This window comes from Arthrobacter sp. AG1021, assembly GCF_003633665.1.
Classification (GTDB): Bacteria; Actinomycetota; Actinomycetes; order Actinomycetales; family Micrococcaceae; genus Glutamicibacter; species Glutamicibacter soli.
In genome coordinates, this window is record NZ_RBLB01000007.1 from 247,647 (window position 1) to 260,615 (window position 12,969).

General features: G+C 66.8%; 13 protein-coding genes and 1 tRNA gene. 7 read left to right on the forward strand and 7 right to left on the reverse strand.

Translation table 11 applies throughout. The features are described from left to right. Positions 1-2 precede the first annotated feature (2 nt). Positions 3-770, forward strand: a complete 768-nt coding sequence (locus tag DFO58_RS06630; protein WP_120989788.1) for an ABC transporter permease — start codon at positions 3-5, stop codon at positions 768-770. Positions 771-845: 75 nt separating this feature from the next. Here the strand turns inward: DFO58_RS06630 and DFO58_RS06635 are convergent, their stop codons facing one another. Then, positions 846-1,667 (reverse strand): DUF4190 domain-containing protein, encoded by an 822-nt coding sequence (locus DFO58_RS06635; RefSeq protein ID WP_120989790.1) that lies wholly within the window; start codon positions 1,665-1,667, stop codon positions 846-848. 196 nt (positions 1,668-1,863) lie between these two features. Between DFO58_RS06635 and DFO58_RS06640 the strand changes: the two genes are divergently transcribed. Next, positions 1,864-2,547, forward strand: coding sequence for a hypothetical protein (locus DFO58_RS06640; RefSeq protein ID WP_286163507.1), 684 nt, complete (start codon positions 1,864-1,866; stop codon positions 2,545-2,547). Further along, positions 2,547-2,684: a hypothetical protein gene (locus DFO58_RS18745; protein ID WP_286163508.1), complete on the forward strand. Its 138-nt coding sequence runs from the start codon at positions 2,547-2,549 to the stop codon at positions 2,682-2,684. The genes DFO58_RS06640 and DFO58_RS18745 overlap by 1 nt, the downstream gene beginning before the upstream one ends. Before the next feature lie 54 nt (positions 2,685-2,738). Here the strand turns inward: DFO58_RS18745 and DFO58_RS06645 are convergent. From DFO58_RS06645 to dusB, 4 genes are all read right to left on the reverse strand, one after another. After that, a tRNA-Asn gene (locus tag DFO58_RS06645) sits at positions 2,739-2,814 on the reverse strand. Between the two features lie 53 nt (positions 2,815-2,867). Further along, positions 2,868-4,751: a DNA primase gene (dnaG, locus tag DFO58_RS06650; RefSeq protein ID WP_120989792.1), complete on the reverse strand. Its 1,884-nt coding sequence runs from the start codon at positions 4,749-4,751 to the stop codon at positions 2,868-2,870. Between the two features lie 9 nt (positions 4,752-4,760). Beyond that, a complete protein-coding gene (locus DFO58_RS06655) occupies positions 4,761-6,044 on the reverse strand; it encodes a deoxyguanosinetriphosphate triphosphohydrolase (protein WP_120989794.1) in 1,284 nt (427 codons plus the stop codon). A gap of 65 nt (positions 6,045-6,109) precedes the next feature. Beyond that, positions 6,110-7,294, reverse strand: a complete 1,185-nt coding sequence (dusB, locus tag DFO58_RS06660; protein ID WP_120989796.1) for a tRNA dihydrouridine synthase DusB — start codon at positions 7,292-7,294, stop codon at positions 6,110-6,112. A gap of 103 nt (positions 7,295-7,397) precedes the next feature. On the opposite strand from dusB, the gene DFO58_RS06665 reads away from it, so the two are divergent. The 4 genes from DFO58_RS06665 (at position 7,398) to DFO58_RS18415 (ending at position 10,434) form a co-directional block, all read left to right on the forward strand. Then, a complete protein-coding gene (locus DFO58_RS06665) occupies positions 7,398-7,859 on the forward strand; it encodes a hypothetical protein (RefSeq protein ID WP_147407210.1) in 462 nt (153 codons plus the stop codon). A gap of 2 nt (positions 7,860-7,861) precedes the next feature. Next, positions 7,862-9,535: a DUF5671 domain-containing protein gene (locus tag DFO58_RS06670; RefSeq protein ID WP_120989798.1), complete on the forward strand. Its 1,674-nt coding sequence runs from the start codon at positions 7,862-7,864 to the stop codon at positions 9,533-9,535. Positions 9,536-9,744: 209 nt separating this feature from the next. Continuing rightward, positions 9,745-10,029 carry an antibiotic biosynthesis monooxygenase gene (locus DFO58_RS06675; RefSeq protein ID WP_120989800.1) on the forward strand — a complete coding sequence of 95 codons (285 nt, stop codon included), beginning with the start codon at positions 9,745-9,747 and terminating at the stop codon, positions 10,027-10,029. 252 nt (positions 10,030-10,281) lie between these two features. Then, positions 10,282-10,434 carry a hypothetical protein gene (locus DFO58_RS18415; RefSeq protein ID WP_181728039.1) on the forward strand — a complete coding sequence of 51 codons (153 nt, stop codon included), beginning with the start codon at positions 10,282-10,284 and terminating at the stop codon, positions 10,432-10,434. Between the two features lie 184 nt (positions 10,435-10,618). Here DFO58_RS18415 and chrA read toward each other — a convergent pair whose 3' ends face one another. Beyond that, a complete protein-coding gene (gene chrA / locus DFO58_RS06680) occupies positions 10,619-11,842 on the reverse strand; it encodes a chromate efflux transporter (protein WP_120989802.1) in 1,224 nt (407 codons plus the stop codon). Positions 11,843-11,897: 55 nt separating this feature from the next. Next, on the reverse strand, positions 11,898-12,905 hold the full coding sequence (locus tag DFO58_RS06685; protein ID WP_120989804.1) for a DMT family transporter: 1,008 nt from the start codon (positions 12,903-12,905) through the stop codon (positions 11,898-11,900). Positions 12,906-12,969: the final 64 nt, after the last annotated feature.

Consider the following 12,969-nt stretch of genomic DNA (forward strand, 5'->3'; position numbering starts at 1 on the left):
TCATGAGCATCGCAGCGCTGCACGACACCCGCATACTCACCGGGCGTTCGCTGCGCCACATCCTGCGCAGCCCCGACACCATCATCACCACCGCGATCACCCCGATTGCCATGATGCTGCTGTTCGTTTTCGTCTTCGGCGGGGCGATCAACACCGGAAGCAGCGAATCCTACGTGAACTACATGCTGCCCGGAATCCTGGCCATCACCATCGCCTCGGGCGTCGCGTACACCTCCTACCGGCTGTTCCTGGACATGTCCGAGGGCATGATGCTCAGGCTCCGCTCGCTGCCCATCTCCCGCTCGAGCATGCTGTGGGGCCATGTGCTGACTTCGCTGGCGGCCAACGCCGTCTCCTTGCTGCTGGTCATCGGCGTGGCCTTCCTGGCCGGCTTCCGGCCCCAGGCCACCGTCCTGGACTGGCTGGCCGCCGCGGCCCTGCTGCTGCTCACGACCCTGGCCTTGACGTGGATCGCGGTTATCGCCGGGCTCAGCGCCAAGACCGTGGACGGGGCCAGCGCGTTCAGCTACCCGCTGATCCTGCTGCCGTTCATCAGCTCGGCGTTCGTTCCCACCGATTCCATGCCGAGCGCAGTAGCCTGGTTCGCCGAGAACCAGCCGATCACCGCCATCGTTGATTCGCTGCGTTCGCTGCTCACCGGGGCCGCTCTGGATGCGTCGATCTGGGTCTCCGTGGCCTGGCTGCTGGGCCTGCTCGCAGCGGCATGGGTCATCTCCCTGTTCGTATTCAGGAGCAAGACCCGCGGTTGAGACCAGGGGCGGACGATACGGCCAAAAACAAACAGCCGCAGGATTCAATCCTGCGGCTGTTCGTGCGAGCTGGAACTACTTGGTGGCCCAGAGGCCGGACTCGTCCTTGAAGGACAGCGTTTCGGTCACGCGGATCTTGGCGTCCTCGACCGCCGCGGCAGGCACGTCGAATGCCAGCTGGTAGGAGCCTTCGCCCCCGGCGGTCAGGGTCGGCACATCCGTTGCCGGGTGCTCAGTCACCGCCATGCTGCTCGTGGTGCTGTAGATGCGCGAATCGGAGCCGACCAGCTCGACCGTCAGGTCGATCCACGGGTCGCCCTCCTCGGCACCGTTGAATTCGGTGGTGAGGTCGACCAGCACGTACTGGCCCTCGGGCTTCTCGTTGAACGGATTCGCGGCGGCGATTTCCTTGTCGGCTTCCAGGTTCACCGCATCCACGCTGACCGTGTATTCGCCGATGCCGGCAGACTGCCCCAGGCCCAGAGCCTGGGCCGGATCCTGCGCCTGTTCCAGCACTTCGTCCGACGCGGCGACTTCGCCGTCACTGGCATCCTCGATGGTGGCCGACAGCTCGTCCAGCGCCTTCACGTAGGCGGCCTGGGTGACGAAAACCAGCACGATGGACACGACGGCGATGACGGTCGAGGCGATGCCCAGCCCCTTGCCGCCGTTCTTCTTGGACGCGATGATCAGCGAGATGACGCCGAGGACCAGGGCGATGAAGCCCAGCACCGCGGCGAAGTTGTTGACGATCGGCACCCAGCACAGGCACAGTGCAACGATGCCGATGACCAAGGCCGCGACGCCCAGGCCCTTTCCGGCGGACGACTTCGCAACCGGGGCGGGTGCCGGTGCCGGCATCTGGGGGCCGGGGTCCAGCTGATTTCCAACAGACATGAATGATTCCTCGAGTGATGATGGCGCACTCGGCGCACCGGGTTTCAGCAGCGGCAGAAGGTGCAGCCCTCCTGCCTGCCGAGGTCTTGAACGACCTGGAATTCATCATTCCAAGGGCAACCGACAGAATGGCTCCACTCGATATTCCCTCCCTTTCCCCTAGCCAGAGCCTGCCGCCCCGGTGCAGAATGCGGTTATGGGCAACATGACGGATCGTCCCCACGGACTGGAGACCCTGCGCTACGTGCGGCTGATGCTGCTGGTCGTGCCGCTGCTGCTGATCGTCGCGATTCTCATCTACGCGGTGGTGAACCACCGGATCGAGGACTCGATCAGCTCCTACTACCTCGGACCGGCCCGGGACCTGTTCGTCGCCATGGTGGTCGCCACCGGCATCCTGCTGGTCGTGTATTCCGGAACGCCGATGGAGGATCTGGCCCTGAACCTGGCGGGGTTCTACGCCATGTTCGTCGCGCTGGTTCCCACCCGCTTCGAAGCCTCGCTGGACCTGCTCGATGAGGCGGGGCGTTCGCGCGCCGTCCTGTCCGTGCGCGTGGCCATCATCGCGGTGCTCATCGTCACCGCGGTCTTTGCCTATCTGGGCCGGCGGACCCGGCGCTGGCCGAGCCCCGACCTGCTGGGCACGCCGCGGCGGCGCTTCTTGATGATTTTGTGCGGGCTGTTGCTGGCAGCATTCTTGCTGCTGGTCATCTGGCGGGTTATCGAGGGAACGTACTTTGCCGGCGTCCATATCACCGCGGCGTTCCTGCTGGTGTGCTCGATGGCTGTGGCCATCGCCAGCCATCTGGGAACCGGGGCCTGTGCGACGGCGACACCAGCGGTGGACGGCGGACCCACTACGCGGCGATCCTCTGGCTGATGGGAGCGGGCCTTGCCGCTTGGCCGGTCCTCGTCTGGCTGGGGGTGCGGCAGGCGGTGTTCATCGTTGAATGGTTCCAGATCGGGCTGTTCGCCTACTTCTGGTACCTGGAATCGCGCAGGCTCTGGGAGCACTGATTTCCGGGGAAACAAAAATCTCCCAGCCGTATGATACGGCAGGGAGATTTTCCTTGGCTCCTCCAACTGGACTTGAACCAGTAACCCTTCGATTAACAGTCGAATGCTCTGCCAATTGAGCTATGGAGGATTGCAACGAGATATAACTTTACCCGAGGTATTCCCGAATGCAAAATCGGTGCGCTAGGTTCCGCGAAGGATCCTCCGGCGCATCTCCAGCTCCAACAATTCCTTGTTGATCTGGGAATATTCGTCGCCGTCCGGATCCATCTCGGCGCGCTGCAGCTTGCCGATCAGCTCCGCCTTGCGATGTGTGATTTGAAGCTCAATCAATCCGTTGATGATATCCGAGCAGTACCGATTCAGGTTGTGCTCGTCCAGCGCCGGAATGATGGTCACCGCAAGCTCGGAGACGAAACTGCGCAGCTGCTCGGGCACCTCCTCGCGGATGACCTCCACCCAGGACGCGGCGGAGGCGCCCGCGGTGGAGGCCGCCACGATCCCGTCATGCACCGCGGCGTGGGCAGGGGCCATGAAGCGCGCCTCGTAGAAGGCCTGCCACTGCTCATCCGCCAGGCGCTGCGGCTGCTGGATGACAACTTCCAGGGCCTGGCGTTCAAGGCGCATCACCGGGTCGCGGCTGTCCGGGCGCTCGAAGGCGGGCGCCGCCTGGGCTCCCGGCGCGTGGTCCTGGGCGTGTGCCGGGGGCTGCGCCGCGGCGGCGTTGCGCGGCAGCTTGGCCCGTTTGATGGACGCTGCCACCGACCGGTTGACGTCCTCGTTGTTCATGCCCAGCCAGCCGGCCAGCTCGCGGGCGTAGGCCGGGCGGATCGCCGAGTCGCGGATCGCCGCGACGATCGGCGCGGTCTGGCGCAGCGCCTGGACGCGCCCCTCCACGGTGTCGAGGTTGAACTTCTTCAGCTCCGCGCGGATGGCGAACTCGAACAGCGGGCGCTTGTTCTCGATGAGCTCGCGCACCGCCTCGTCCCCGCGGTGCAGGCGCAGGTCGCAGGGGTCGGCGCCGGTTGGCTCCACGCACACGTAGGTCTGGGCGATGAAGCGCTGGTCCTCCTCGAAGGCGCGCAGCGCCGCCTTCTGACCGGCCGCGTCGCCGTCGAAGGTGAAGATCACCTCGCCGCCAGTGCCGTCGTCCTGCAGCAGCCGGCGGGAGATCTTGATGTGGTCGGTGCCGAAGGCGGTGCCGCAGGTGGCCACCGCGGTGGTGATGCCGGCCAGGTGGCAGGCCATGACGTCCGTGTAGCCCTCGACCACCACGATCTGGCGTCCCTTGGAGATCTGCTTCTTGGCCAGGTCCAGCCCGTAGAGCACCTGGGACTTCTTGTAGAGCTGGGTCTCCGGGGTGTTCAGGTACTTCGGGCCCTGGTCGTCCTCGTAGAGCTTGCGCGCGCCGAAGCCGATGGTCGCCCCCGACAGGTCGCGGATCGGCCACATGACCCGGCCGCGGAAGCGGTCGTAGATACCGCGGTTGCCCTCGGAGAACATGCCGGTGAGCTTCAGCTCCTCGTCCACGAAGCCGCGGCTGCGCAGGTGCTTGAGCAGCCCGTCCCAGCCCTTGGGCGCGTAGCCCACCGAGAAGTGCGCCACCGCCTGCTCGTCGAAGCCGCGGCCGGTGAGGAACTCGCGCGCCGCGGCCCCCTCTTGGGTTTCCAGCTGGGCGCGGAAGAACTCCTCGGCGACCTTGTGCGCGTCGACCAGGCGCTGGCGCTTGCCGTAGTCCTCGCGGCGCGGGCCCGGGCCGCCGTCCTCGTAGTGCAGCTCGTAGTTGATGCGGGCGGCCAGCAGCTCCACGGTCTCGGTGAACGAGGAGTGGTCCATCTTCTGGATGAAGGCGATGACGTCGCCCGACTCCCCGCAGCCGAAGCAGTGGAAGGTGCCCAGCTGCGGGCGGATGTGGAAGGAGGGGCTGCGCTCGTCGTGGAACGGGCACAGCCCCTTGAAGGAGCCGATGCCCGCGGATTTGAGCGTGACATAGGATTCGACGACCTCGCGCAGGTCGGTGCGGTTGCGCACCTCGTCGATGTCTTCGCGCTTGATCAGCCCTGCCATGATTCCCTTCTAAAACAGCGTTGCGTCCGGGGCCTCGCCCTTGACCAGGTAGGAGTGCCACTGGGTGGCCGACACGTCGGTGAGCGAGGCAACCTGGTCGATCACCACGCGCAGCTGCGCGTCCGTATCCGCCGCGTCCTCCCAGTCCGCGGCGAAGATGGGCTCCAGGTTGTCCCGGCCTGTCTCCATCAGCAGCTGGACCAGTTCCGAAAGCAGCGTGCGCTGGTCCTCGTAGAGCGGCTGGCGCCCCTCAGAGGTCATCACGTAGCTGGCGGCGATGCCCTTCATCACCGCGATCTCGTGCGCGGTGGATTCCGGGACTATCAGGCTCGCGTTGTAGCGGGTCAGGTGCCCGGTGCCGTAGCGGGCGCGGGTGGCGTCCATCGCGGCCGCGGCGAAGCGCCCGATGAACTGGCTGGTCATGTCCTTCAGCCCTGCCATGGAGCGGCGCGATCCGTCGAAGTGCGCCACCCATTCCTGGCTCTGCTCCAAGCGGCGCAGCGCCGCCTCGATGTCCTCTTCCGCGGTGGTGGGCAGGTACCAGTCCTTGGTGACCTGCAGCGCCCGCGCACGGGCGGCGTCCTGCTTCAGCCAGCGCAGCTGCAGGTTGCCGCCGACGATGGCGTCCTCCACATCATGCACTGAATAGGAGATGTCATCGGCCAGGTCCATGACCTGGCCCTCCATGCACACCACGCCGGTTTGGGCCTCGGGCACCGAGCGCAGCCAGTCGAAGACCGGTGCGTCATCCGCGTAGACCCCGAACTTGCGGGTGGGTTTCCCGTCGACATGCGGAGCGTCGGCGCGCAGCCACGGGTACTTGCAGGCAGCGTCCAGCGAGGCGCGCGAGAGGTTCAGCCCGGCCGAGTGGCCGTTGTGCCTGAAGGTCTTGGTTTCCAGCCGGGTCAGCAGCCGCAGGGTCTGGGCATTGCCCTCGAAGCCGCCGATGCCAGCGGCCAGCTTGTCCAGCGCCTTCTCGCCATTGTGCCCGAAGGGCGGGTGGCCCAGGTCGTGGGCCAGGCAGGCGGTGTCCACCACGTCCGGATCGCAGCCCAGCGCCGCGCCCAGCTCGCGGCCCACCTGGGCCACCTCCAGGGAATGGGTCAGCCGGTTGCGCACGAAGTCGTCCTGGGTCGGGGCGACCACCTGGGTCTTGGCGCTCAGCCGGCGCAGCGCCGAGGAGTGCAGCACGCGGGCGCGGTCACGTTCGAAGGCGGTGCGGTAGGATTTCTTGGCCGGCTCGGGCACCCAGCGTTCCGCATCGGCATCGGTGTATCCGGGGATCTGAGTCATAGCTCCAAGTCTAGTGACTAATTGGCGGGCCGCCGGGGTTATCCACCGTCGGCGTAGAAGCTGGCCTAGCCGCCGGAGATGTCCAGCTCGGCGGCCTTGATCATTTCGCGGTGCGCATCGGTCATGGTGCGGGTGTCCAGCCAGCCGTCAGGGACGTGGGTCTTCTTGGGGTGGCCGGCGCGTCCACGGGTGCCTTCGGCGGCCTCGCCCGGGTACGGCAGGTCCAAATCCAGCTGGTCCAGCAGTTCGCGCAGGCGTGCAAGGGACGGGACCTGGGCCAGCTGGGAGCGGATCTCCCCGCCCACCGGGTAGCCCTTGAAGTACCAGGCGATGTGCTTGCGGATGTCGCGCATGCCCTTGCCCTCGTCCTCGAAGAACTCGGCCAGCAGCTCGCCATGGCGGTACACGGTGTCCGCGACCTTGCGCACGCCGGGGCGGATGCGGTCGGCACGGCCCTCGAAGGCCGCCTGCAGGTCGCCGAAGATCCACGGGCGGCCCTGGCAGCCGCGGCCGACCATGACGCCGGCGGCGCCGGTCTGCTCCACCATCTCGATGGCGTCCTCGGCGCTGAAGATGTCGCCGTTGCCCAGCACCGGCATGTCGTCCATGGCCTCGCGCAGGGTGGTGATGGCCGACCAGTCGGAGTGGCCGGCGTAGTACTGGCCCGCGGTGCGCGCGTGCAGGGTCACCGCGGCGGCGCCGTGGTCGCGGGCGATCTTGGCGGATTCCAGGTAGGTCTGGTGGTCGTTGTCGATGCCGGTGCGGATCTTCACGGTCAGCGGGACATCTCCCTTGGCCGCCTCGCGGGTGGCCGACTCGATGATCGAGGTGAACAGGTCGGTCTTCCACGGCAGGGCCGAGCCGCCGCCCTTGCGGGTTACCTTGGGCACCGGGCAGCCGAAGTTCAAGTCGATGTGGTCTGCGCGGTCCTCTTCCACCACCAGGCGCACGGCGGCGCCGACGGTGGCCGGATCCACGCCGTAGATCTGGATGGAGCGGATGTCTTCGTCGTCGTCATGGGAGATGATGCGCATGGATTCCGGGTTGCGCTCGACCAGCGCGCGGGCGGTGACCATCTCGGTAACATACAGCCCGCCGCCGTATTCGCGGCACAGCCGGCGGAAGGCGCGGTTGGTCACGCCGGCCATCGGGGCCAGCACCACCGGGGTCTCGATGGTGAGTTTGCCCAGCTGCAGCGGGGGCAGCTTGAGGGTCGGCGTTTCGCTTTGCACATCAGTCAGGGTCGTCACCTCTCCATTATCGCCCATGGGGGCAAATCCCGTGGTGAGATCTTGATCAAACCGCAATGTCACTGTACTGGTTTATCAATCCGCGGTAGTAGAAAATTAGGCTATGACAAGTATTTCTGCGCCCGCGAAGGGTGCCTTGATCGCCCTGGCAACAATCAGTGTGGGCTTGATTATAGCCGCCCTGATTGTTGTTTCCCTGCGCCCTGCTCCTCCGCTGCGCGATGCGGACACCCCTGCCGGGGTGGTCCAGCGCTACGTGCTCGCGTTCCAGTCCTCGGACCTGTCCGCGGCGCAGAAGCTTGTCGAGGACGGCGGCGACAAGCAGGTCTGCGACCCCTACTCGAGCGGCGGTGAGACCGCGCGGGTCAGCCTGGTTCGCGAGGCCACCACCGAACAGACGTCGACCATTACCGTGTCCATGGCCTATGGGAGCGAAGGCGGGTTGTTCTTCGAATCCTACGAATCGCAGGACGTCTTCGAACTGAAGAAGGTCAACGGCACCTGGCTGATCACCGCTACACCGTGGCAGATGGGCCTGTGCACCGCCGAAGAAATGGGGCTCTAGCCATGAGCTCACCGTCGAAATACGCCACCGGGCAGACCGTCAATGCCCTGCGCGGCCTGATCCTGCACGGCCTGCTGCTGGTCTTGCTGATCCTGCTGGGCACGGGGCTGTCGTTGCTCGTCGGCATGGCCCTGCGTGGCCTGGTCGTCGACGACGACCGGCAGCTGGTCCTGGCCACCGCCTTGGCCTTCACCGTCATCCCCGGGCCGTTGGCTTGGCTGCTGTGGGTGTGGATCCGCAAGAAGCTAATCGACGCGCACCCCACCGATTCGGCCATCTGGTCCCTGCAGGGGGCTGCCGTCTACCTGATCGCGCTGGTGATGTCCTCGGTCGCGCTGCTGCGGCTGCTGTCCGGCCAGGTCGACGGCATTGCCTCGAATTCCTGGCAGGAGTTGACCGGCACCGTCGTGGGCTGGGGCTTGGTGGCCTTCTGGCAATTCCGGATGCTGAATTCAGTGAAGTACGCGCCGCGCGAACTGCCGCACCTTGCGGCCTGCCTGGGCAACGCCTATGCGCTGGGCCTGACCGCCTTCTCCCTGGCCGTGGCACTGCGCACCGCACTGGATCTGCTGTTCGTTCCCTCCGTCACTCTGGTGGGCCAGAGTCCGCTGCCGCGCCTGCTGGGCTCGGTGATCTGGGTGTTGGGCGCCGCCGCATTGTGGTTCTGGCATTGGAAGCTGCAACGAGTCCAGGCCCTGCGCGATAACTTCAACTCCTTCGTGGTGATGCTGGTCGGCGTCTGCCTGGCCGCGCTGGCCACGCTGCTGGCGGCCACGGCGACGTTGAACATCGTCATCCCGCTGCCGTGGGATTTCACCGAGATGGGCCTACGTTTCGCGGACTCGGGGCCGTTGGCGATCTCCGCGCTGCTGTCCGGAGCCATTTTCTGGATCTACCACCACTGGCAGCTCGTCGGCCGCGGCCTGCTGGTGGTAACGGTGTCGCGGCAGATCATCAGCGGCATTTCACTCGCGCTGTTGGCCAGCGGCTTGGGCATGGTAGTTAACGCGCTGCTCGCTTCGGTCTCCTCGCCGCTGAATTCCGACACCGCGCCGTCGGTGCTGCGCACCGGCATCGCGCTGGCAGTAGTCGGTGTGGTGTTCTGGGCGTTGTACTTCCGTCCGGGGGTCCCGGCAGATCCAGAGTCCCGGCGCGTGTACCTGGTGCTCTTCTTCGGGGTCAGCGCCGTGGTCGCCCTGGTTGCGCTGTTGATTGTCGGTTACCGCGTCTTCGAGATCCTGGTGGCCGGCACGTCTGCTGCGCTGAACCTGTTGGACTACATCCGCGGCCCGCTGGGATGGCTGCTCGCCACCGCGGGCGTATCGGCCTACCATTTCGCGCTGTGGAAGTCGGATCGGGAACGGCTGGCCGCCGGACGGCCCCAAGCCCCGTCGGCCCCGTCCGCAGGCTCCCCGGTTCCGACCGAGCCGGCCCCGGCAGCAGCACGGACGCTCATCGTGGTTGCGCCGCACGGCAGCGACCACCTGCTGTCCACGCTGCAGCTCACCGAAGGCCTGGCGGTGCGCTGGATCGCGTCCAGCGGCCCCCGGCTGCCCGAGGAAATCACCCAGCAGCTGGCCAACCGGATCACCGAGGCCCTGGCCACCCTGCCCGGCTCGCTGTTGGCCGTGGCCGGACCCGACGGACAGGTGAGTTTCACGGAACTGGCGGACTGATCCCGGGCACCGCCGCGAGGGGTGCGGCAAGGAAGGCGCGCTCCTGGCCGGAGACGACGCGTGATCCCACGGCGGACAACGACTGGCCAGGGCGCCTTCGCCTCTTGCCTTTGGGCTCGAAGCCTGCAGGGGTCGATCGGTATTGAACCCTTAGGCATCAACGGGCGAAGGAATCCGACCGGGACTCAACCGAAACGGAGAATTGACGAATGGACCACGTGCGCTTGAGCGGCCAGCTGCTGTGCAAAAACACGACGGAAGCCGAACTGGTGACGGCTTATCTCCCCGGGCATATCGAGCTCACCCGCAAGGAGCCGGGCTGCATCCTTTTCGAGGTCGCACCGACGCAGGATCCGCTGATCTGGTTGGTCGAGGAACGTTTCACCGATCCAGAGGCGTTCAGGACCCACCAAGAACGCGGGGCTTCGAGTTTGTGGGGACGAATGACCAGCGCAATCACCCGCGACTACACGATCAGCGGGCTGGGCCGATAACGCCGCAAGCCATGGCAGGCCTCCGGAGCCGTGTTAGCGTACAGCCGTGGCGGGCGCGCAGGAGTCGACCAGACCCGCTTTTTGGGGTCGGGTTCTGGCTTCGCTCGTGGATTACCTGGTGATCCTCGGGTGGATGCTGGCGCTCGCGGCCACCGTCGCTCTGCTCTGGTTAAGCACCGGCAAGATCTATAACTGGCTTGAGCTGAGCCCGACCGGCGCACAGCTGCTGGGTTCGCGGTCCTGGCGCTGCCCGTGGGCAGCTCCCTGTTTCCCACCGAGTCCTCCGCCGCCCGGGCGACACTGGGCCAACGCCGGCTGCAGCTGCAGGTCGTCGACGGGCGCACCGGTGAACGGGCTTCCTTACCGCAGATCCTGCTGCGCATCGCGGGCAAGCTGCTGCCGTAGAAGATCGCGCCTTTCTCCGTCTGGAATTTCGCGGCCATCGCTTCCACCGCCAGCAGCATGTTTCCGGTCTGGCTCTACACGGCGGCGGTTGTCGTCAACGTGCTGCCGGCGATTTATCTGCTGATGCCCGAGGTACAGCGCGAGGGCCGCGGCCCGCATGACCAGGCGGCCGGCACCAAGGTCCTCAGGCTCCGACCAGCGCCAGCAGAACTCCTCCCAGAGCGCCGATAACCACCACGCTCCACGGCGGAAGCTTCCACGACACCAGCAGCACGAAACACAGCAGGCCCAGGGCGAACTGTCCTGCTCCCGTGACCGCGCTGGTGAACACCGGGCTGTATAGCGCGGCGGCCAGGATACCCACCACCGCCGCGTTGGCTCCGCGCATGAGGGCCTGCGCCCGCGGATGCGCTGACACTTTGTTCCAGAACGGCAGCACCCCCACTAGCAGCAGGAAGCCGGGAAGGAAGATGGCCGCCAAGGCGATCGCTGCACCGAGCACGCCGCCAGGACCCACCGTGGAGATGGTTCCCAGATAGGCGGCGAAGGTGAACAGCGGCCCTGGCACTGCCTGCGCCGCTCCGTATCCGGCCAGGAAATCCTGGTTCGAGACCCAGCCGGTGTCCACCACCGCGCCCTGCAGCAGCGGCAGCACCACATGCCCGCCGCCGAAGACCAGCGCGCCCGAACGATAGAACGCGTCGAACAGCGACAGCGCTCCCCACCCCGTGGCCGCCGCCGCAATCGGGGCACCCACCAGCAGCAGGGCCAAAGTGCCCAGGCTGACAACGCCGGCACGGCGGCTGACAGTGAAACGCAGCGGCGCCTCCGAGCTCCCTGCCTGTGCAAGCTCAGGCGTTCGGCAAAAGAAGTAGCCGGCCGCCAGACCCAGCACGATCGCCAGCACCTGTCCCAGGCTGCCGCCCAGCAGCAGGGCGGCCAGCGCGGCGGCCACCGCAATCGTGGCGCGGGTGGTATCCGGGGTCAGCGTCTTGGCCATGCCCAGCACCGCCTGGGCGATGATGGCCACCGCCACGATCTTCAGCCCGGAGAGCACCCCCTGGCCTATCGTCCCGGAGAAGAGCGAGGCGCCGTAGGCGAACAGGGCCAGCAGCACCGCGGAGGGCAGCGTGAAGGCGGCAAAGGCGGCCAGCGCCCCGCGCATCCCGGCGCGATGCAGGCCCAGGGCGAAACCCACCTGGCTTGAGGCAGGCCCGGGAAGGAACTGGCACAGGGCCACCAGCTGCGCATACTGCGTGTCGGTGACCCAGCGGCGGCGTTCGCTCAGCTCGGTCCGGAAGTAGCCCAGGTGCGCTATCGGCCCGCCGAAAGAGGTTAATCCTAGCTTCAGGAAGACCCGGAACACTTCCCACGCCGATCCCCTTGGGGTGTGCTGCTCGCTGTTCATGGAATCAGCCTACTCGGGCAAGGAAAACACCAGGTAAACGGCGTTTCGTCCAGAACTAGCGGTGGATTTTCTGCCGGGTTTCCACCGCTGCGGTGGTCCCGCGAGCCCCCGATACCGAAGCCAGCGCCACCGCCAGCAGGGTCAGCAAGGTGCCCAGCACCGTCGCGGTGCTCACGTGGCTGCCGGCGGCCGGCACCACGATGTTCAGCACCAGCGAACCGACCAGCTGCCCGCCCACCGCGGCCAGGCTGGTGACCAGCACCCCCAGCCGTTTGATCACGGTGGCGGTCAGGCCCACGAAGATGCAGCCCAGCAGCCCGCCGATGTAGTACCAGGGCTCGGTGGGCAGCGGCGCAAGCTCCACCCCGCCGGCCAAGCGCGCGAGCAGCACGGTGGCCAGCACCGCGAAGCCCACCACGAAATTCACCATGGTGGCGGCGATCGCACTGCCGTAGGCCGCTGACTGCGCCCCGTTGGCCGCGCCCTGGAAGCCCATCAGCATGCCCACCAGCAGGGCGAAGCCCATGGGCAGCAGCTGGCTGGACAGCTCGGTTCCGGCCGCGCCGGGGTTCACCGCCCACACCACACCCGCAATGGTCAGCACCACGCCGGCCACGCGCAGCGCGTTGATCTTGCGCGGCACCGCCCCGCCGAAGCCCACGCGGTCCATCACCATGGAGCCGATGGACTGCCCGGTGACCAGGCAGACGGTGAACAGGGCCACCCCGATCAGCGGGACCGTGGCGGACTGGCTGAACACGATCATCGCTCCGACCGCTCCGGCGGCCAGGTACCACCAGGGGAACCGGCGCTCGCGCAGCACCGCAGGGATCCGCCGCGCACCCCGACGGGCCGTGGGCGTCACCAGCGCGGTGAGCACCAGGGCCAGCATGCCCACCCCGAAGCTGAACGTGGCCGCGGCGATCGGGTCGCCCAGCGCCGTGGCCAGCGCACCGTTGATGCACGACTGGATGGACAGCAGCAGCCCGGAACCGACGCTGAGCAGGATGAAAAGCAGGGTACCGCCGGTGTGAACCGGCAACGTGGTGGTGCGGGAGGTCAAGAGCTGGCTTTCGTGCGGTAGATGTTCGGTTCACAAACTGCAACGGGACCTGCAATGCAGGTCC